Genomic DNA, 19,147 nt, shown 5'->3' on the forward strand with positions numbered 1-19,147 from the left:
ATAAGGTAATGCAAGTTATTCTGCTTGATAAAGTAGCAAACCTGGGCAGCCTGGGTGATCAGGTTAACGTTAAAGCGGGCTACGCTCGTAACTTCCTGGTTCCACAGGGTAAAGCTGTTCCTGCTACCAAGAAAAACGTTGAGTTCTTCGAAACACGTCGCGCTGAACTGGAAGCCAAACTGGCTGACGTTCTGGCTGCTGCTAACGCACGTGCAGAGAAAATCAACGCACTGGGCAATGTAACCATCGTGTCTAAATCAGGCGACGCTGGTAAACTGTTCGGTTCCATCGGTACCCGTGACATCGCTGATGCAGTAACTGCAGCAGGCGTTGAAGTGGCTAAAAGCGAAGTTCGTCTTCCAGAAGGCGTTCTGCGCACCACCGGTGAGCACGAAGTTGACTTCCAGATCCATAGCGAAGTATTCGCTAAGCTGGTTGTGAATGTAGTTGCTGAGTAATTGTTACTCTAAATAATTCAAGGTTCAGGAAGGCGGCAAGGGAATGAATCCCCTGAGCTTACTTAGGTAAGTGACTGGGGTGAATGAGCGTAGCCAACGCATCTGCAACTTGGATTATGACGAGTATACTCGGTAATGCGAAGACGCCGGCCATGTGCCGGCGTTTTTGTTTCTGCGATTTACTGTGCGCGGATAAAGCTGCCGTCAGGTTGACGGGTAAACAGCACCGGACCGTTGCTACTATCCACGGTTAATCCTGTCACCACGCCTTGCGCATTCTGGCGAATCTTCACCTGTTGGCCGTTCTGCAATGCACTCAACGGTTGCCCATCACCTTCCACTCGCGCCATGGCAAACACATCATTGACCGGCAAATTATTGTCGCGGAACAACTGCGCCAGCGTTTGGCCTGATGCCACACTGTAGGTGCGCCATTCGCCCTGTGAATCGGTTTTAGGTGGCGTATTCTGCTGCTTTTGCTGTTGGTTATCGTAAATCTCCGCCTGCATCGGCACTTCTTTTCCAGCGTTATCAGTTGGGCGTTCAACCGGATATTGTGGCGTACTGCTCGGCCAGAGAAACGCCAGCAACAGCACCAGCAGGGCAATCACAATGCCACGACGATGCAGCGCTGGCAGCGGGTCCATCCAGCGCACATCATCCAGCAAATGCCAGACGCGTTGCAGTGCGACGGGAACGCGGGAAGGGTGATCGGAAGCCATTCGTGAATCCTCCTCGCTGGCGGCTTTTTTGCGCGGCATGCGCTGCAGCCAACGTTGCAACCAAGGTAATAAAGTACGCGGTGCGCGCGTCCTGCGACGTCGTGGGGCGATCTGGCCCATGAATTCTCTCTTGTTTCGACGATGACGGATGAAAATCTCGCCACAGCTATAGTATGGGCAATACGGGCGGGAAGTGCCTGCCAGCATTGAAAAATTTGACGCGTGTATTGTTTCCTTTTCGCTGAGAAATGTCATCTGCGGCGCGCGAGATTTTACGCCACGCGCCTGCGCTGGTATGCTGCCGGTTCTATTTTTTTCTCCGGGATTAAGGAATCAAGATGACGACCCCTTCATTCGACAGCGTCGAATCACAAGCAAGTTACGGTATCGGTTTACAGGTAGGCCAGCAGTTGCAAGAGTCTGGACTGCAAGGTTTGCAGCCGGAAGCACTGCTCGCCGGCCTGCGCGACGCGCTGGAAGGGAACTCACCGGCGGTCCCGGTTGATGTGGTACATCGCGCGCTGCGTGAAGTGCACGAACGTGCCGAAGGCGTGCGTCGTGAGCGTGTAGAAGCTATGGCCGCAGAAGGCCAGAAATTCCTGGAGCAGAACGCGCAGCGTGAAGGCGTAAGCAGCACCGAAACCGGTCTGCAATTCAGCGTGCTGACCCAAGGCGAAGGTCCAATCCCATCGCGTCAGGATCGTGTGCGCGTGCACTACACCGGTAAGCTGATCGACGGTACCGTGTTTGATAGCTCAGTGGCGCGCGGCGAACCGGCTGAATTCCCGGTAAGCGGTGTGATCGCGGGCTGGATTGAAGCGCTGACGCTGATGCCAGTGGGTTCCAAATGGGAACTGGCGATTCCACACAACCTCGCGTACGGCGAGCGCGGTGCGGGTGCCTCTATCCCACCATTCAGCACCTTGATCTTCGAAGTTGAGTTGCTGGAAATTCTGTAATATCCAACTCAGATTAATGAAAAAACCGGTGAGCATTCTCGCCGGTTTTTTTATGTCTATAAAAGAGTCTGGTTTAAAATTGAACAATCTCTATAATGGTGCGAATCGAACGATTTAAACGAAGGGTGCAGCATGTACATGCTCTCTGCAAATGAAGCCAAAACGCAATTTGGCGATATGCTTCTCAAAGCTCAACGCGAACCAGTGCAAATCAGTCGCAATGGAAAAGCCGTTGCGGTAGTTATATCCGTTGAGGAGTACCAAATGATCGAAGCAATGAAGCAACAGTTCGTGCAAGAAAAGATTGCTCGAGCTAAACAAGATATTGCGGATGGACGTCTTGTGGACGGTGAAACTTTCTTCAATCAACTGCTGGATTAAATGGCCAATTATCAGCTCACGGACGAAGCGCGGCAGGATCTCATCGACATTCGTCGATTCACCCTGCACAGGTGGGGAGATGCGCAATCGGTGACTTATCTGCGACGTTTGCAGGATTCGCTGCGTGCGCTTTCGGAAATGCCGACAATGGGTAAAAGCCGTGCTGAAGACCTTGCGGCTGAGGTGATGAGTTTCCCCTATGCCTGCCATATGGTTTATTACCAAATTAGTCAGCAAGGCATAATTATTTTAGCGGTTTTGCATCAAAGCCGGGTGCCAGCTCAGCATTTGGCAACCCGGCTATAACCGTTATCTCTTCTGCAAATCCACCTGCCACAACGCAAAACCTATCTCATCGCTGCCAACCGCTTTCATCGGGTAATCGGCATGCTGCTCAATAAATGTCGTGGCTTTCGCGCCAGGCGCGGTTTCAAAACGGATATCCAGCGGCGTGGTACTGCTGATCGGTGCTAAGCGCCAGTTGTGATCCGCCTGCGGTTTCACTTCGCCGTGCGCTTTGGTTTCGCTGCTGATATAGGCGGCAACCACCGAGCGGTTTTCATCCGGTGAGGCGAAGGCCACATACTTATCGCCGGTGCCGGCAAACTTGCCGCCATACGCGCGATAGTTATTGGTGGCGACCAGGAAGGTAGCGTTGGGATCGATCGGTTTGCCTTGCCACGTCAGGTCTTTAATGCGCGAGGCGTCTTTATTGATCAACGTGCATTCCGCGTCGTAGCGTGCCGGTTGTGTCACATCGATTTGGTACAGCACGCCATCAATCACATCAAAGTTGTAGGTGCGGAAATCCCAGTTAATCAGCGATTGCGGCTTACTGCTGCGCGGATCGATCTGATTAAACTGCGCGGCGGAGCACTCCAGCCACTCTTTCACCTGCGCACCACTGACTTTCATCACCACCAAGGTATTGGGATAAAGATAGAGATCGGCGGCATTACGGAAGGTGAGGTTGCCTTTTTCGACTTCAACATAACTGGCGGGATCATTCTTACGTCCGCCCGCTTTAAACGGTGCGGCGGCCGAGAGCACTGGCAATCGGCCTAAATCAGGATCGCCCTGAATAAAGTGCTCAACGTAAGCGCGCTGGGCATTGTTGACGATCTGCACCGTCGGATCGTCCTGCACCAGCGACAAATAGCTGTACATCACGTCAGCCGATTTGCCGATTGGCTTGGCGACAAACTCGCGCGTGGCGCGATGATCCTGAGCCAGCACTTTCACCAAATCAGCATCTTCAGCAGCCAGCGATTTTTTCGCAACGCTGTCATAAATGGGCCGTGCTTCAGCTTTGCCCTGGGTGACTTGCCAGTTTCCGGCTTGATTGCTCAGCACCAAATCCACCACACCGAGATGATCGCCCCACATGCCTGGCATTACCGCTGGAACGCCGTTCAGTGTCCCTTGTTGGATATCCGCGCCTTTGATCGCCGCAAACTCTTTGCTGGGGAATACCGCATGAGCATGACCAAACATAATCGCGTTGATGCCCGGAACCTGGCTGAGGTAGTAGACCGAATTTTCAGCCATGGCGTGATAAGGCTCACTGCTCAAACCGGAGTGCGGAATAGCGATGATTATTTCAGCACCTTTTGCGCGCATTTCCGGCACATAGCGCTTCGCTGTTTCCGTGATGTCATCAACTCGCACTTTTCCCTGCAAATTGTTGCGATCCCACACCATAATCTGCGGCGGAACGAAGCCGATGTAACCAATTTTTAACCGATGTTGCTGACCATCGCGGTCTACCACCGTGGTTTCTTTGATTAAGTAGGGGGTAAACAGCGGATTCCCGCTCTTTTCATCGATAATGTTGGCATTGATGTAGGGAAAGCGTGCACCCGCCAACGCTTTTTGCAGATACGGCAAACCGTAATTAAATTCGTGATTGCCGAGATTACCGACGGTGTAATCCAGCGTGTTCATGGCTTTATAAACCGGATGCACTTCGCCGGATTTCAATCCTTTCGCCGCCATATAATCACCCAGCGGGCTGCCCTGAATGATATCGCCGTTATCAACCAGCACGCTGTTTTTTGCCTCAGCGCGTGCCTGCTGAATCAATGTCGCGGTGCGTACCAGGCCAAACTTCTCCGTTGGCGTGTCTTTGTAATAATCGAAATCCATCATATTGCTGTGCAAATCAGTGGTTTCCAGAATGCGCAGATCCACCGTTGCAGCCTGTACCGTGGCGGCAGTAATACACAGTGCCAATAACGACATGCTCGCTTTAAACATCGCTTGCTCCTTGTTCGGTCCAATGGGCCTCTCAAAATAATGTAAAAGCATGACGAATTATCATTTCAATTTGTGATGAGGCTCTGACTTTCGCCCAATATGTGGTGCCGTGCGGAGACGATTGCGCATTCAGCATCGCGTCATAGCCGCCGCTGATGAACTATGGTATTGATAATCATATAAATTGCCGTTCCACCACGCGCAGCCGCAAGCGGTTAGAGCACAACTGCTAAAATAAGAACAGATGGGCTGTTGCAGTCTGGCAGGCAGAATCAACGGAAAAGAGGTCAACAATGTTAGATAAAATTTGTCAGCTGGCGCGTGACGCGGGCGATGCCATCATGCAGGTTTACGATGGCGCGCAGCCAATGGATGTGACGCGCAAGTCGGATGATTCGCCGGTCACTGCGGCCGATCTCGCGGCACACGGCGTGATTCTGCAAGGATTGAATGCGTTAACGCCGGATGTGCCGGTTTTGTCGGAAGAAGATCCGCCAAGCTGGGAAGTGCGTCAGCATTGGCAAAAATATTGGTTGGTTGATCCGCTGGATGGCACCAAAGAGTTCATCAAACGCAACGGCGAATTCACCGTGAACATCGCGCTGATTGAAAAGGGCAAACCGGTGCTGGGTGTGGTTTATGCGCCCGCGCTCGGCGTGATGTATTCTGCGGCGGAAGGTAAAGCGTGGAAAGAAGAGCACGGTCAACGTGCGCAGATTCATGCACGCGAGGCGCGTCCGCCGTTAGTGGTGGTGAGCCGTTCGCATTTCGATAGCGATCAAGAGCTGCAAGAGTATTTGCATCAACTTGGTGAGCATCAAACTACCGCGATTGGCTCTTCGCTTAAGTTCTGTTTGGTGGCCGAAGGTGCGGCACAACTCTATCCGCGCTTCGGGCCAACCAACATTTGGGATACCGGCGCAGGCCACGCCGTGGCGATTGCCGCAGGCGCGCATGTGCATGATTGGCAGGGAAAAACGCTGGATTACACGCCGCGTGAATCGTTCCTGAATCCCGGTTTCCGCGTCTCCCTGTTTTAACCGATTGCAGGTCGCCATTGCTGGCGACCTGCAATCACTGCTTCAACAATTCGTGAATCAACGTCATCGCCTGCTGCACTTCATCCTGAGTCAACGCGCCTTCTTTGGCATAACGCACATGCGCGCTGCTATCCAAAATCACAATCGCCGAACCGCCTTTCTCTAACTGCCACGCCTGACGTGCATTACCGTTGCTGTCGACAATAAATTGCGACCACGGATATTGCTGCTTATTGCTCTCAATGCTGCTGCGCACGAACATGCCGGTGCCGGGTATCGCATCGTCGGTATTCACAATGGTGGTGGTTTGATAGCGATCGTGCGGCAGATGCGCCGCTTTAATCGCTTCAATCAATGCGGCATTCTGCTCTTTGGCAGAAGATCGGCCAGCAATATGTAAGATGACGCGCACTTTTCCACTCAGCTGCGCGCTATTCCACGATTTATAGCTAAACTTATCTTGTTGATATAGCAGCTCACCTCGGTCATTAACGCCAACCGCCGGTACGCGTTCACCCAATTTAAATGCATGTGCTGATGCCAATCCAGGCAGCAGCAGTGCCAGAGCTATCACAGTGTGTGCCAAACGCATTTCTTATGCTCCTTAGTGATCCGACCAGTCATTCATGTTCCTGCAATATTAGGTGTGGATGATGCGTCTGTCGCAATGAGTTAACAGGTTTGCAACCTATGCCACAAATCCATAATGAGTGAAGGTTTATACTGAGTTTTGTGAGGCTGATAACAGAGTGTTCTGTAATGATGTGTCAATTCAGTAAATAATTCACCTTTTCGGAACATTGGTAAGAAAGGATGCTCTATAGTTATGCCTCATTTGCGCTTCATGGTTTCGTTCCAAATTTGGTAACGACGGAGCGTATTACATCTGTTCAGGAGTTAAACAGCATGAAGATCTTCCAGCGCTATAATCCGCTGCAAATTGCGAAATATGTAAAAACGCTATTTAAAGGAAGGTTGTACATCAAGGATGTTGGCGCGTTTGAGTTTGATAAAGGCAAAGTGATGTTGCCGCGCGTCAAAGATAAACAGCATCTAAGCGTGATGTCTGAAATCAATCGTCAGGTTCTGCGATTGCAAGCCGAGTACAACTGAGTAAGCATGAAAAAGGGCGCCGTTGGCGCCCCGTAGCGGCGCGATTTATCGCGCCTTTGTTTTTTCCAGATCACCATAAATGGCGACCCTACCAAGCGTTAACCTGCTGGCGTCTCAGTTTCATCCACCGCATTCTTAGTCACATTCAGCACCGGCGGGCGTTCATCAATACGCGTTACCAGCAACTGGTCGATGCGATAGCTATCAATATCCACCACTTCAAACTTGTAGCCTGAGAACTTCACGAAATCGGTACGTTTCGGAATCTTGCGCAGCATATACATCATGAAACCGCCGATGGTTTCGTAGTTGCCCGACTGCGGGAAATCGTCGATATCCAGCACGCGCATCACATCATCAATTGGCGTACCGCCTTCAACCAGCCATGAATTCTCATCACGCGCCACGATCTGCTCTTCCTGACCTTGGCCGACCAAATCGCCCATCAGCGTGGTCATCACGTCATTCAGCGTAATGATGCCGACCACCAACGCATATTCGTTCATGATCACCGCGAAATCTTCACCGGCGGTTTTGAAGCTTTCCAGCGCTTCAGACAGCGTCAAGGTATCCGGCACAATCAGCGCTGAACGAATCTGTACGCCGCTACTGAGCGTCAGGCTTTGATTACCCAATACGCGCAGCAGCAACTCTTTGGAATCGACATAACCAACGATGTGGTCGATATCGCCATCGCAAACAATGAATTTCGAGTGCGGGTGCTGGGCGATTTTGTTTTTCAGCGTGGTTTCATCTTCGTGCAGGTCGAACCACACCACGTTTTCGCGCGAGGTCATGGATGAGGGCACGGTACGTGATTCCAGCTCAAACACGTTCTCGATCAGTTCATGTTCCTGCTTACGCAGCACGCCCGCTAAGGCGCCGGCTTCAACCACCGCATAAATATCGTCAGAAGTGATGTCGTCTTTGCGCACCATCGGCAATTTGAAGAGGCGGAAGAAGACATTGGCTAAGCCGTTGAACAGCCACACCAGCGGACGCAGCACCACCAGGCAGAAACGCATCGGGTTGATGATGCGCAGCGCGACTGCTTCCGGCGCAATCATGCCGACGCGTTTTGGTGTCAGATCGGCAAACAGAATGAACAGGCTGGTGACGATGGTGAAGGAGCAGATAAAGCTGAGTTGTTCAGCCAAATCCGGTGCCATAAAGCGGCTAAACAGGCTATTAAAGGCGGGCGAGAAGGCCGCATCACCGACAATACCGCCGAGGATGGCGACCGCATTCAGGCCAATCTGCACCACGGTGAAGAACATGCCAGGTTGTTCCTGCATCTTCAATACGCGTTGTGCGTTGATATTGCCTTCGTCAGCCAGCAGTTTCAGCTTGATCTTACGGGCGGCTGCCAGCGAGATCTCCGAAAGGGAAAAGAATGAACTGATGAGTATCAGTAAAAGAATGACAAGTAAGCTATCGAGCATAAAAGGTCCGTTGGGTTAAACACTTGTCATTTTTGGCCTGGGCAGCGCGGGAGTGGGCGTACATCCGGTATTGCCAGTCAAACAGGCTATCCGTGCCAAAAATGTCTGCGCCATTTCGACAAGATAAGGTTAACGTCGGGGCAGAAAGGGTGCAGGCGAGGCCTGCTGGTCGCTGATTATAGCAGCAGCGCTTATCATGCCGCTAGCACGGCGCGTTATGGGCTCGGATTAATCCGAGTGAATGGCTGGAATAGGCAGAACATCGGCTTGGTTGTTGTATCGTTTCGTCCATTTGCCGACAATAGGTCACAATTTGGCTTAGTCGCTGTGTTTCCGCCGTTGCGCGTCATAAACAGCGGCTATGCTGATGGGTACACATGCCCTTCGATAGCATAAACGCCCCGCGGAATAGGGGCCGGCATTATTAACAGGAGTAAGCGTGCCACGATTGCATATTTATTGTTTGGCTAGCCTGATGCTTGCCGCACCTGCCGTCGAGGCAGCGAAAGTGCGCTTGCAGCTGGAAGGCCTTTCCGGGGAATTACAGAAGAACGCCAGGGCACGCTTGTCGACCATTAGCAGTGACGAGGTGTCGAACGATGGGCGTTTTCAGGCGCGCGTATCCGAAGCGATCAAGGAAGGTTTGCGCGCGCTGGGTTATTACGAACCGCAGATTGATTTCGAATCACGTCCTGCACCGCCGCAAGGTGGCCGTCCGGTATTGATTGCCCACGTCACGCCGGGTGAACCGGTGAAGATTGGCGGCAGCACCATCGTGATTCAGGGCGAAGCGAAAGACGATGCTGATTATAAAGCCTGGGTAAAACAGGGCACGCCGAAAGTCGGCACCCAGCTTAATCACGGCGACTACGACAAATTCAAAAACGGCTTCTCCAGCCTGGCACTGCGTAATGGTTACTTCGACGGTGACTTTAAGCAAAGCCAGCTTGGCGTATCAGTGGAACGGCGTGAAGCGTTTTGGGATATCGATTACGACAGCGGCCCGCGTTACCGTTTTGGTGATGTCAGCTTCCAGGGATCGCAAATCGACGAAGCCTACCTAAAAAATCTGGTGCCGTTCAAAAAGGGCGATCACTACAGCTCGCGCGATCTGGCTGAACTCAATCGCCGTTTATCTGCCACCGGCTGGTTTAATTCGGTGGTGGTGGCGCCAGAGTTCGATAAAGGGCGCAAAACCAAAGTGTTGCCGCTCAATGCTGCTGTTTCGCCACGCGTTGAAAACACCTTAGAAACCGGGGTGGGTTATTCGACGGATGTCGGCCCGCGCTTGAAGGGCACGTGGAAAAAGCCGTGGGTGAACAGCAGCGGTCACAGCTTGACCTCCAGCGCCTACATCTCTGCGCCGGAGCAGCAGCTCGATCTCAGCTACAAAGTGCCGCTGCTGAAAAGTCCGCTCGAGCAATATTACACCTTCTCTGGCGGCCTGAAGCGCACCGATCTCAACGACACCAAATCCGATACCACCACATTGGCGATGTCGCGTAACTGGGACAGCAGCAGCGGCTGGCAGAAAGCCGTCAACCTGCGCTGGAGCCTCGATCACTTTACCCAAGCCAGCGTCACCAATACCACCATGCTGCTCTATCCGGGCGTCAGCCTGAACCGCACCCGTTCGCGCGGCGGATTAATGCCGACATGGGGCGATTCACAACGTTACTCGGTGGATGTGTCGGACACTACGTGGGGATCGGACGTTGATTTCCTGATCTTGCAGGCGCAAAACGTCTGGATCCGTACCCTCGCCGACAAGCATCGCTTTGTGGCGCGCGGCAATCTCGGTTGGATCGAAACCAACGACTTCGACAAAGTGCCGCCGGATCTGCGCTTCTTTGCCGGTGGCGACCGCAGTATTCGTGGCTACAAATACAAAGACATTTCACCACGCGATGACAACGGCAAGTTAACCGGTGCGTCGAAAATGGCCACCGGATCGCTGGAATATCAATACAACGTGACCGGCAAGTGGTGGGGTGCGGTGTTTGTCGATTCTGGTGAAGCGGTTAACGACATCAAACAGAGTGACTTCAAAACCGGCGCAGGTTTCGGTGTGCGCTGGTCTTCTCCGGTTGGGCCGATCAAATTCGATATCGCGCGGCCGATTGGTGATGACAAGGAACATGGATTGCAATTTTACATCGGGTTGGGGCCTGAACTATGAAGCTGTGGAAAAAGGTCCTGATTGGCATCGCTATTTTTCTGGTGCTGCTGTTGGGCAGCGTGGCGTTTTTAGTCGGCACCACGCCGGGTTTGCATTTATTGCTGAAAGGCGCTGATCGTTGGGTGCCGGGTTTATCCATCAAACAGGTGGAAGGTGGCTGGCGTGATTTGACGTTGAGCGGCGTGAAATATGAGATGCCGGGCGTCAGCGTAGATGCCGGACGTTTTCATCTGGCGCTGAATCTCAACTGTCTGCTGCACTCCTCGGTGTGCGTTAACGACATTGATTTAAAAGATGTCAGTGTGGTGGTCGACAGTAAAAAAATGACGCCGGCCGCCGCACCGCCGCCGGAAGAAGAGAGCGGCAGCCTGAATCTCAGCACGCCGTATCCGATCACCTTGAGCAAAGTCGGTTTGCACAACATTAACGTTAAAGTGGATGACACCGCGATTTCGTTGCTGGATTTCACTACCGGATTGCAATGGCAGGAACGCGCGCTGACGCTGTCGCCGACGCATATCCAAAGCCTGCTGATTGCCTTGCCGAAAGCCGCCAAAGTGGTGGATGAGCAAGTGGTGCAGCCGAAAGTGCAGCAGCCGCAGCCGGATGAAAAACCGCTGGGGGAAACGCTGCAAGCGATGTTCGCCAAGCCATTGTTGCCTGAATTACCGGACTTCCAGTTACCGCTGGATATCACCGTGCAGGAGTTGCTGGGCGAACAGCTGCGTGTCACTGGCGATACCGACGTCTCCATTACGCGTTTGCTGCTGAAAGCCAAAACTGCCGATCGCCACTTGCAGCTCGAAACCTTTGATGTCGATTCGCCGCAAGGGCAGGTGAATGCCAGCGGGGAAGCCACCTTAGCCGACAACTGGCCGGTGAATTTCGCGCTCAACGGCACGCTCAACCTCGACCCGATCAAGGGCGAGAAGATCAAGATGAACCTCGCGGGCGCGATGCGCGACGAGCTGAAACTGGGGCTGAATCTCTCGGGGCCGGTACGTGCGCAGCTGGATGCCAGCGCGCAACCGGCGGTTGCGGGTTTGCCTTTGTCGCTGCAACTCACCAGCCCGCAACTGCGTTGGCCGCTGACCGGTCCGGTGCAGTATCAGGCGGATAATCTCGATTATCAGTTCAAAGGCAAAGCCACTGATTACGTGATGTCGCTGCGTACCGCGGTGAAAGGCGAAGGCGTGCCGCCAGCCAACATTGCGCTGGACGGAAAAGGCAACGAGCAGCAGTTTAACCTCGATAAACTGCGTGTCGCAGCGTTGCAGGGCAATATCGATCTGACGGCGCTGGTGGACTGGAGCAAAGCCATTAGCTGGCGCAGCGAGTTGACGCTTTCTGGCATCAACACCGCCAAACAGTATCCGGATTGGCCGGCCAAACTGGATGGCAAAATCGCCACACGCGGCAGCTTGTACGGCGGAAGCTGGCAACTCAGCGTGCCGCAGTTGGAGCTGAAAGGGAACGTCAAACAGAACGCGGTAAGCGCCAAAGGCACCTTAACCGGCAACAGCTACAACCAGTGGAAAATCCCCGGCCTCAACATTGCGCTAGGCCGTAACCATCTGGATGTAAAAGGCGAATTGGGCGATGCGCTCAATCTCGATGCCAACATTGATGCGCCAAATCTGGATAACGCGTTGCCGGGCCTGGGCGGCGTCGCCAAAGGCACCATCAAAGCGCGTGGCACCTTGCAGGCGCCGCAGCTGCTAGCCGATCTCACCGCCACCGGATTGCGCTGGCAGCAGCTGCAAATCCGTCGCGTTGCCTTGCAGGGTGATGTGAAATCCAGCGATCAAATCGCCGGTAAGCTGCAATTGCGCGTTGAGCAGTTACAGCAGGATGCGCTGAAAGTGAACTTGCTAACGCTGAACGCCGACGGCAATGAAAAGCAGCACCAGCTGAAACTCAATGTGCAGGGCGAACCGGTTTCCGGTCAGTTGGCGCTTAACGGCAGCTTTGATCGTAAAACCGAGCGCTGGCAGGGCAATCTCAACAACACGCGCTTTGACACGCCGGTCGGCGAATGGCGTTTGACCCGCGCAATGGCGATTGATTATCTCAACAGCAAGCAAACCGCGACGATTGGCCCGCACTGTTGGCAAAACCCGAACGCGCAACTGTGCGTGCCGGAGCCGATTGAAGCCGGTGCCAGCGGGCATGCGCACGTGGTGCTGAATCGCTTTGATTTGGCGATGATCAAGCCGTTCCTCACCGACGCCACCAAACTGAATGGCGTATTCAGCGGTGATGCGCGTGTTAACTGGACCGCCGATGGCGCGCTGCCAACCGGCACCGTATCGCTGAAAGGCAACGGCGTGAAAGTGGAGCAGGACGTGCAGGGCAATACCTTGCCGATCGCCTTCGATACGTTGAATCTGAATGCGGCGATGCGTAACGGTCGCGCACAGCTGGATTGGCTGATTCACATCGTCAACAACGGCCAATTGAGTGGCAATGTGCAGATCGCCGATCCGCAAAATCGACGCCAGCTTTCGGGCAACATCGGCATCAGCAATATTTCGCTGGCGATGCTGAATCCGGCGCTGATGCAGGGCGAGAAGATCAAAGGCAACCTGAACACCAATCTGCGCCTTGGTGGTTCGCTGCAACAGCCGCAGATTTTTGGTCAGTTGGGATTGAGCGATGTCGATATGGACGCCAGCTTTATGCCGGTCGATCTCACCTCGGCTAATCTCAACATGGTGTTCAACGGCATGAGCTCAACGCTCAACGGCCTGATTCAAACCGCGCAAGGCAACATCAATCTCAGCGGCGATGCCGACTGGAGCCGTCTGGATAACTGGCGTGCGCGCGTAGCCGCGCAAGGTAGCCGCGTGCGCGTCACCGTGCCGCCGATGGTACGCATGGATGTCTCGCCGGATCTGGTGTTTGAAGCCACGCCAGCCGCCTTCAATCTTGACGGCAAAGTGGATATTCCGTGGGCGCGCATTACGGTGCAGGAAGTGCCGGAAAGCGCCACCGGCGTGTCGTCGGATGAAGTGATGCTGGATAAACAGCTCAAGCCGATTCAACCGAAAACCGCCGCCATCCCAATCAACAGCAATCTGGTGATTCACGTTGGCAACGATGTGCGACTGTCGGCGTTTGGTTTGAAAGCCAAACTGAATGGCGATCTCAAGCTGGTGCAGGATAAAAATGGCCTTGGCCTAAACGGACAAATCAATATTCCATCCGGTCGTTTCCATGCGTATGGTCAGGACCTGCTGGTGCGTAAAGGTGAATTGCAGTTCGCCGGGCCGCCGGATCAGCCGTACGTTAACCTCGAAGCGATCCGTAATCCGGAAGCCACCGAAGATGATGTGACGGCCGGTTTGCGCGTGACAGGATTGGCGGATGAGCCGAAAGTGGAAGTATTCTCCGACCCGGCGATGTCGCAGCAAGAGGCGCTTTCTTACCTGCTACGCGGCCAGGGATTGGGTAGCGATGGTGACAGTAACGCATTAACTTCCGCGCTTGTCGGTTTGGGGGTTGCGCAAAGTGGTCAGGTTGTGGGTAAAATCGGCGAGACATTCGGCGTGAGTAACCTCGCACTTGATACCGCAGGCGTCGGCGACAGCCAGCAAGTGCAGGTGAGTGGTTATGTGCTGCCAGGTCTACAAGTAAAATACGGTGTCGGCATCTTTGATTCACTGGCGACTTTAACCTTGCGTTATCGCCTGATGCCCAAACTCTATCTTGAAGCCGTGTCCGGTCTCGACCAGGCATTGGATTTGCTCTATCAGTTTGAGTTTTAGCAATGCGAATAATTGTCTACGGCAGTTTACGGCGCAAACAGGGAAACAGTCATTGGATGACGAATGCGCAATGGCTCGGCGACCATCAGATTGCAGGGTTTGATCTCTACAATCTGGGTCACTATCCGGGTGTCATTGCGGGTGAAGGTAGCGTCTATTGCGAGGTTTATCGCATCGACGCCAGCACGCTCGGTGAGCTTGATGCCTTGCGCACCAAGAATGGCGAATACAAACGCCAGCTGATCCAAACCCCTTATGGCAGCGCCTGGCTGTATGTCTATCAACGTTCGGTGGCTGGACGCACGCATATTGCGAGCGGCGATTGGCTAAACCGCGATGGTGAACAGGCATAAATAAAAACACCGCCCAATGGGCGGTGTTTTTTTATCGGCGTGGCAGAGAAGAAACTTATTTCTGCTTAGCGCGCTCGAAAGAGGTCAGGATTTCAGCTTTGGCCGCTGCTGCGTTATCCCAGCCGTCAACTTTCACCCATTTGCCTGCTTCCAGAGCTTTGTATTGCTCGAAGAAGTGGGTGATCTGCGCTTTCAGCAGTTCTGGCAGGTCGTTCACATCTTTAATGTGATCGTACTCTTTGCTCAGTTTGGTGTGCGGAACTGCAACCAGTTTGGCATCTTCGCCAGACTCGTCGGTCATTTTCAGCACGCCAACTGGACGGCAGCGAATCACTGAGCCCGGCACCAGCGGATACGGGGTTGGCACCAGCACGTCAACCGGATCACCATCCAGAGACAGGGTGTGGTTGATGTAACCGTAGTTGCACGGATAGAACATGGCGGTAGACATGAAACGGTCTACAAACAGGGCACCAGATTCTTTGTCGACTTCATATTTGATCGGATCGGCATTCGCCGGGATCTCGATGACAACATAGATATCTTCTGGCAACTCTTTACCTGCAGGCACCTGGTTCAAACTCATCTGGCTTTCCTTCATTAGTCATATGTTGAGTGACGGCTATTATAGCCAACTGACTCTGAAAGTATGCCCCCTTTTTGGCGTTTCGGAATGCTCCAACCCACTACTTCGCGGTGACAAACAGCGAGACGATCCCCGCAGCAATCAGTGGTCCGACCGGTACGCCACGGAAGAACGCCACGCCAATCACCGTACCAATCAACAGCCCACCAATCACCGACGGTTGCACACTCATAAAATTCACGCCGCGTCCGCCCAGCCAGGCGACAAAAACGCCCACCACAATCGCCACAATTGATTGCCAATTAGCGAAAGATTTCAGCAGCGAAGAGGCCGGCAGCGATCCGCTGGCCAGCGGTGCCATCACTGCTACGGTGAGGATAATAATGCCAATCTGAATGCCCTGTTTTTCCACGTACGGGAAGAACTGCGCCAGCGGCGTCAGCTTGATGGCTAACAGAATCAGAATCGAAATGGTCACGGCGCTGTTATGGACGAAATAGCTGAGGACGGCGAGGCAAACCAGAATGATGGTGGAGGCATATGCAGCCATGATTTCTCCCTGAGAATTAATGGGCGCGCTGGCAAATACCAGCGCTAAGCGTGTTTAACGCTTCCATTTATCAACAATCATCGGGATTGGCGCAACTGCCTTTGTTAATTGATTGCAACATGAGTGCTTGATTGCGCACCAAACTTACCCCTTGCGCGCCGACAGACAGCGCCGCCATGCTGCCCTGGCTGCTGAGGAAATAGCTGCGGCTGGCATCAAGCCAGCTGTCGCGATAAGTCAGCCACGCGCGCTGTGCATTGCGCAATTTGTCTTTAGGTGCACCGGTTAATTTTTTCATCACTTGGGTGTACTGCGCGTTCATCTCTTTGTCCCACGCCTTATTGGCGTTGCCGTAGCATTGGGACATGCCCGCAGTGCTGGATTCCTTGTTCAGACACTGTTCAAGCTGCTGGTCGATGGGATTCTGCTGCGCCACGGCAACGCCGCTGGCCAACAAAAACGCAATCGGGAGCCATTTTTTCATCATTTCATTCCTTAATTTTGATGCAGCGGACTTCAGTAAATTTGAAGCGTAAGTGATCGTCAGCCAATTGACCATCAACACGCGATAAAGTTTCCGGGTGACATTGCCGATAATCTCTCCGTTTTAGGGCTAGCGGATTTCTGCCTTTTCTTGCATACGGGGATAATCATGATGAAACAGCTATCAATTCGTACCGCATTACTCGCCTTATTGGCCTTCATGACACTACTGCTGTTGGCAGTCAGCGCCATGGGCATTTCTGCCATCAACGCCGGCAACCAATCGCTGGACGCCATCAACCGCATTCAGGGCATTGAGCTCAACAGCTTGTTCCAAAGCCGCTCCGAGCTGATGCGTGCGCGTGCCAACGCCGCCTTAGCGGTGCGCAAAATTGAAATTGGTTTATTGGATGATGGCGCGGCCGTCACCAAGCAATCGCAGGCGGCGGTGGAAAGTTCGCGTAAATTCTTAGACGCCTTTGTCGCGGCGGGCACCGTCACTGCGCACGGTAAAACCTTGGCCGATGCGATTGTTGCGACCTACGCCGCGTACGAGAAAGAAGGCATCACGCCGATGATCGCCGCACTGCAAAAACAGTACACGGATGAGTATTACCAGGTTTTGGAAGGTAAGCAGTCGCAGCTGGCGGCGAACTACTCCAAAGCGGTCAATGATTTCAGCAAATATGCCGACGAAGTCTCCAGCTCGCGTCTACAACAAGCAGCCGAAAACGAAACGCGCATGAAGATCCTGATTGGCGTCTCAATGGCGTTAACCTTGCTGTTAATCGTGCTGGCATGGCAGTTGCTGCGTCGCTTGCTGCTGCGTCCGCTGGATGGCGCGATTGAGCATCTGGAGCAGATTGCCGCCGGTAATTTATCCCAGCCGCTGCCGCAAGCCGGCAAAAACGAACTGGGCCGCCTGAATCAAGCGCTGGCCAACATGCAGTTATCACTGAGCAATTCGGTTAGCCAGGTGCGCGAAGCCAGCTTGCAAATTGATGTCGGCAGCCGTGAACTCGCTGCCGGAACCGTGCATCTCTCGCAACGTACCGAAGAGTCAGCCGCTTCGCTGGAGCAAACTGCCGCCAGCATGGAACAGCTCACCGCCACTGTGCGCCTTAATGCCAGCAACGCCAAAGAAGCCAACCAGCTCGCCAGCAATGTTTCCGGCAGCGCCGATCGCGGGGCCGAAGTGGTGGGTTATGTGATGGAGAAGATGCAGGAGATCACCCAAAGCTCCAACCGCATCGGCGATATTCTCAGCGTAATCGATGGCATCGCTTTCCAAACCAACATCCTTGCGCTGAACGCTTCAGTGGAAGCCGCACGCGCGGGTGAACAGGGACGCGGATTTGCCGTGGTCGCCAACGAAGTACGCACGCTGGCTGGACGCAGCGCCACCGCCGCCAAAGAGATTCGCGAGTTGATTGCGGAATCGCAAACCCGGGTGAAAGAGGGCAGCGATATGGCAACGCGCGCTGGCGAAACCATGGATGAAATCTCCAGCGAAGTGATGCGCGTGACCACGCTGATGAAAGAGATCTCCATTGCTTCCGAAGAGCAAAGTCGGGGCATCGAGCAGGTGAATCAGGCGGTGACGCAGATGGATGAAGCCGCGCAGCAGAACGCCGCATTGGTGGAGGAAGCCAGCGCCGCCACGCAATCGCTGGAAGCGCAGTCGCAGCAGTTGCAGGAATCGATGGCGCAATTCCGCGTAGTCACGGCATAAAAAAAGCCCGCGTTGGCGGGCTTTCTCATTTCAACCATAACTTACGCTGAGTGATCGTCCGGGAATTCACGGATGAAGCGCTCAACATCACCGACCATCGCGTCGTTGCCGCAGAAGAACGGGCAGCGCTGGTGCAGCGTTTCTGGCTGAATATCGAGGATACGATTGGCACCATCGCTGGCTTTACCGCCAGCTTGCTCGGCAAGGAAGGCCATCGGGTTGCATTCGTACAGCAGACGCAGCTTGCCTTTCGGGTGGCTTGCGGTGCTAGGATACAAATAGATGCCACCTTTCAGCAGGTTACGGTGGAAGTCTGCCACCAGTGAACCGATATAGCGCGAGGTGTACGGGCGCTTAGTCGCAGCATCTTCTTCCTGGCAGAACTTCAGGTATTTCTTCACGCCCTGCGGGAAGCGAATGTAGTTACCTTCGTTAATCGAGTAGGTGTAACCCTTCTCCGGGAAGGTCATGCGTTCGTGGCTCAGGCAGAACACGCCCAGCGACGGATCGTAAGTAAACGCATGCACGCCCACGCCGGTGGTATACACCATCATGGTCGAAGAACCGTACACCACATAACCGGCAGCAACTTGTTTGCTACCCGGCTGCATGAAGTCAGCTTCGGTAATCGGCGTGCCTGGCTCGCTGATGCGGTGATAAATGGAGAAGATGGTGCCGACAGACACGTTAACGTCGATGTTGGATGAGCCGTCCAGCGGATCCATCAACACCACGTATTTACCGTTCTCAGAACCTTCGAAGATCACGAATTCGTCTTCTTCTTCAGAGGCGATACCCGCCACCACGCCACGCGCTTTCAAAGCTGCTTTCAGCTTTTCGTTCGCGAACAGGTCGAGCTTCATCTGCTGCTCGCCCTGCACGTTTTCCACGCCGCTGGCACCCAGAATATCCACCAGACCCGCTTTGTTGATGTCGCGGTGGATAATTTTAGCGCCAAGCTTAATGGAAGAAATCAGCGCCGTCAGTTCACCTGTGGCGTGTGGAAAGTCGTGTTGCTTCTCGACGATGAATTCGCCTAACGTTTTCATAACACATTCCCTGCATCTACGATGGAGTGGCAGCAGCTGTAACAAGCTACCAACGTATGAGCGCAGTTTAGCCGATT

18 protein-coding genes are annotated in these 19,147 nt (G+C 53.7%); 10 read left to right on the forward strand and 8 right to left on the reverse strand.

Annotation, left to right across the window (positions count from 1 at the left end; translation table 11 throughout):
• Nucleotides 1-8 precede the first annotated feature (8 nt).
• Nucleotides 9-458: a 50S ribosomal protein L9 gene (rplI, locus tag ABDW13_RS21430; RefSeq protein ID WP_343554565.1), complete on the forward strand. Its 450-nt coding sequence runs from the start codon at nt 9-11 to the stop codon at nt 456-458.
• A gap of 179 nt (nt 459-637) precedes the next feature.
• Here rplI and ABDW13_RS21435 read toward each other — a convergent pair whose 3' ends face one another.
• Nucleotides 638-1,300: a LysM-like peptidoglycan-binding domain-containing protein gene (locus tag ABDW13_RS21435; RefSeq protein WP_343554551.1), complete on the reverse strand. Its 663-nt coding sequence runs from the start codon at nt 1,298-1,300 to the stop codon at nt 638-640.
• Between the two features lie 218 nt (nt 1,301-1,518).
• Between ABDW13_RS21435 and fklB the strand changes: the two genes are divergently transcribed.
• The 3 genes from fklB to ABDW13_RS21450 all read left to right on the forward strand — a co-directional run bounded on the left by fklB (nt 1,519) and on the right by ABDW13_RS21450 (nt 2,826).
• The gene (gene fklB, locus ABDW13_RS21440) at nt 1,519-2,139 is read left to right on the forward strand and encodes an FKBP-type peptidyl-prolyl cis-trans isomerase (protein WP_343554552.1); all 621 of its coding nucleotides are present in this window, start codon (nt 1,519-1,521) and stop codon (nt 2,137-2,139) included.
• 132 nt (nt 2,140-2,271) lie between these two features.
• Nucleotides 2,272-2,520, forward strand: coding sequence for a type II toxin-antitoxin system prevent-host-death family antitoxin (locus tag ABDW13_RS21445; RefSeq protein WP_343554553.1), 249 nt, complete (start codon nt 2,272-2,274; stop codon nt 2,518-2,520).
• On the forward strand, nt 2,521-2,826 hold the full coding sequence (locus ABDW13_RS21450; RefSeq protein ID WP_343554554.1) for a type II toxin-antitoxin system RelE/ParE family toxin: 306 nt from the start codon (nt 2,521-2,523) through the stop codon (nt 2,824-2,826).
• Between the two features lie 3 nt (nt 2,827-2,829).
• Here ABDW13_RS21450 and ABDW13_RS21455 read toward each other — a convergent pair whose 3' ends face one another.
• Nucleotides 2,830-4,776: a bifunctional 2',3'-cyclic-nucleotide 2'-phosphodiesterase/3'-nucleotidase gene (locus tag ABDW13_RS21455; RefSeq protein ID WP_343554555.1), complete on the reverse strand. Its 1,947-nt coding sequence runs from the start codon at nt 4,774-4,776 to the stop codon at nt 2,830-2,832.
• 293 nt (nt 4,777-5,069) lie between these two features.
• Between ABDW13_RS21455 and cysQ the strand changes: the two genes are divergently transcribed.
• A complete protein-coding gene (gene cysQ, locus ABDW13_RS21460) occupies nt 5,070-5,816 on the forward strand; it encodes a 3'(2'),5'-bisphosphate nucleotidase CysQ (RefSeq protein WP_343554556.1) in 747 nt (248 codons plus the stop codon).
• A gap of 34 nt (nt 5,817-5,850) precedes the next feature.
• On the opposite strand, the gene ABDW13_RS21465 is transcribed toward cysQ, so the two are convergent.
• Entirely contained in the window at nt 5,851-6,408 is a 558-nt protein-coding gene (locus tag ABDW13_RS21465; protein WP_343554557.1) for a YtfJ family protein, read from the reverse strand.
• Nucleotides 6,409-6,722: 314 nt separating this feature from the next.
• On the opposite strand from ABDW13_RS21465, the gene ABDW13_RS21470 reads away from it, so the two are divergent.
• Nucleotides 6,723-6,929 carry a DUF1107 domain-containing protein gene (locus ABDW13_RS21470; RefSeq protein ID WP_031280153.1) on the forward strand — a complete coding sequence of 69 codons (207 nt, stop codon included), beginning with the start codon at nt 6,723-6,725 and terminating at the stop codon, nt 6,927-6,929.
• Between the two features lie 98 nt (nt 6,930-7,027).
• Here ABDW13_RS21470 and ABDW13_RS21475 read toward each other — a convergent pair whose 3' ends face one another.
• Nucleotides 7,028-8,371, reverse strand: coding sequence for a hemolysin family protein (locus tag ABDW13_RS21475; protein WP_343554558.1), 1,344 nt, complete (start codon nt 8,369-8,371; stop codon nt 7,028-7,030).
• Nucleotides 8,372-8,846: 475 nt separating this feature from the next.
• Here ABDW13_RS21475 and ABDW13_RS21480 point away from each other — a divergent pair, with 475 nt between their 5' ends.
• From ABDW13_RS21480 to ABDW13_RS21490, 3 genes are read left to right on the forward strand one after another with little or no spacing between them, the layout of a single operon-like run.
• A complete protein-coding gene (locus tag ABDW13_RS21480) occupies nt 8,847-10,550 on the forward strand; it encodes an autotransporter assembly complex family protein (protein ID WP_343554566.1) in 1,704 nt (567 codons plus the stop codon).
• Nucleotides 10,547-14,317, forward strand: a complete 3,771-nt coding sequence (locus ABDW13_RS21485; RefSeq protein WP_343554559.1) for a translocation/assembly module TamB domain-containing protein — start codon at nt 10,547-10,549, stop codon at nt 14,315-14,317. Before ABDW13_RS21480 ends, ABDW13_RS21485 begins: the two co-directional genes overlap by 4 nt.
• A 2-nt stretch (nt 14,318-14,319) precedes the next feature.
• Nucleotides 14,320-14,670: a gamma-glutamylcyclotransferase gene (locus tag ABDW13_RS21490; protein WP_343554560.1), complete on the forward strand. Its 351-nt coding sequence runs from the start codon at nt 14,320-14,322 to the stop codon at nt 14,668-14,670.
• Nucleotides 14,671-14,725: 55 nt separating this feature from the next.
• Here the strand turns inward: ABDW13_RS21490 and ppa are convergent, their stop codons facing one another.
• The 3 genes from ppa to ABDW13_RS21505 all read right to left on the reverse strand — a co-directional run bounded on the left by ppa (nt 14,726) and on the right by ABDW13_RS21505 (nt 16,290).
• Nucleotides 14,726-15,256, reverse strand: a complete 531-nt coding sequence (gene ppa / locus ABDW13_RS21495) for an inorganic diphosphatase (RefSeq protein WP_343554561.1) — start codon at nt 15,254-15,256, stop codon at nt 14,726-14,728.
• Nucleotides 15,257-15,356: 100 nt separating this feature from the next.
• Nucleotides 15,357-15,806 (reverse strand): DUF441 domain-containing protein, encoded by a 450-nt coding sequence (locus ABDW13_RS21500; protein WP_343554562.1) that lies wholly within the window; start codon nt 15,804-15,806, stop codon nt 15,357-15,359.
• Between the two features lie 70 nt (nt 15,807-15,876).
• Entirely contained in the window at nt 15,877-16,290 is a 414-nt protein-coding gene (locus tag ABDW13_RS21505; RefSeq protein WP_343554563.1) for a lysozyme inhibitor LprI family protein, read from the reverse strand.
• 171 nt (nt 16,291-16,461) lie between these two features.
• Between ABDW13_RS21505 and ABDW13_RS21510 the strand changes: the two genes are divergently transcribed.
• A complete protein-coding gene (locus ABDW13_RS21510; protein ID WP_343554567.1) occupies nt 16,462-18,021 on the forward strand; it encodes a methyl-accepting chemotaxis protein in 1,560 nt (519 codons plus the stop codon).
• 41 nt (nt 18,022-18,062) lie between these two features.
• Here the strand turns inward: ABDW13_RS21510 and fbp are convergent, their stop codons facing one another.
• Complete coding sequence (fbp, locus tag ABDW13_RS21515) at nt 18,063-19,070, reverse strand: class 1 fructose-bisphosphatase (RefSeq protein WP_343554564.1); 1,008 nt, start codon at nt 19,068-19,070, stop codon at nt 18,063-18,065.
• Nucleotides 19,071-19,147: the final 77 nt, after the last annotated feature.

It is taken from the genome of Pantoea sp. (assembly GCF_039594315.1).
Classification (GTDB): domain Bacteria; phylum Pseudomonadota; class Gammaproteobacteria; order Enterobacterales; family Enterobacteriaceae; genus Pantoea.

Excerpts from the sequence above, each read along its gene's own strand:
- ABDW13_RS21490 (WP_343554560.1), top strand. The coding sequence starts at position 14,320 with ATGCGAATAATTGTCTACGGCAGTTTACGGCGCAAACAGGGAAACAGT.
- ABDW13_RS21505 (WP_343554563.1), bottom strand. The coding sequence starts at position 16,290 with ATGAAAAAATGGCTCCCGATTGCGTTTTTGTTGGCCAGCGGCGTTGCC.
- ABDW13_RS21435 (WP_343554551.1), bottom strand. The coding sequence starts at position 1,300 with ATGGGCCAGATCGCCCCACGACGTCGCAGGACGCGCGCACCGCGTACT.
- ABDW13_RS21480 (WP_343554566.1), top strand. The coding sequence starts at position 8,847 with ATGCTTGCCGCACCTGCCGTCGAGGCAGCGAAAGTGCGCTTGCAGCTG.
- ABDW13_RS21455 (WP_343554555.1), bottom strand. The coding sequence starts at position 4,776 with ATGTTTAAAGCGAGCATGTCGTTATTGGCACTGTGTATTACTGCCGCC.
- ABDW13_RS21475 (WP_343554558.1), bottom strand. The coding sequence starts at position 8,371 with ATGCTCGATAGCTTACTTGTCATTCTTTTACTGATACTCATCAGTTCA.
- rplI (WP_343554565.1), top strand. The coding sequence starts at position 9 with ATGCAAGTTATTCTGCTTGATAAAGTAGCAAACCTGGGCAGCCTGGGT.
- fbp (WP_343554564.1), bottom strand. The coding sequence starts at position 19,070 with ATGAAAACGTTAGGCGAATTCATCGTCGAGAAGCAACACGACTTTCCA.
- ABDW13_RS21445 (WP_343554553.1), top strand. The coding sequence starts at position 2,272 with ATGTACATGCTCTCTGCAAATGAAGCCAAAACGCAATTTGGCGATATG.
- ABDW13_RS21500 (WP_343554562.1), bottom strand. The coding sequence starts at position 15,806 with ATGGCTGCATATGCCTCCACCATCATTCTGGTTTGCCTCGCCGTCCTC.
- ABDW13_RS21450 (WP_343554554.1), top strand. The coding sequence starts at position 2,521 with ATGGCCAATTATCAGCTCACGGACGAAGCGCGGCAGGATCTCATCGAC.
- ABDW13_RS21485 (WP_343554559.1), top strand. The coding sequence starts at position 10,547 with ATGAAGCTGTGGAAAAAGGTCCTGATTGGCATCGCTATTTTTCTGGTG.
- ABDW13_RS21465 (WP_343554557.1), bottom strand. The coding sequence starts at position 6,408 with ATGCGTTTGGCACACACTGTGATAGCTCTGGCACTGCTGCTGCCTGGA.
- ABDW13_RS21470 (WP_031280153.1), top strand. The coding sequence starts at position 6,723 with ATGAAGATCTTCCAGCGCTATAATCCGCTGCAAATTGCGAAATATGTA.
- ppa (WP_343554561.1), bottom strand. The coding sequence starts at position 15,256 with ATGAGTTTGAACCAGGTGCCTGCAGGTAAAGAGTTGCCAGAAGATATC.
- ABDW13_RS21510 (WP_343554567.1), top strand. The coding sequence starts at position 16,462 with ATGAAACAGCTATCAATTCGTACCGCATTACTCGCCTTATTGGCCTTC.
- cysQ (WP_343554556.1), top strand. The coding sequence starts at position 5,070 with ATGTTAGATAAAATTTGTCAGCTGGCGCGTGACGCGGGCGATGCCATC.
- fklB (WP_343554552.1), top strand. The coding sequence starts at position 1,519 with ATGACGACCCCTTCATTCGACAGCGTCGAATCACAAGCAAGTTACGGT.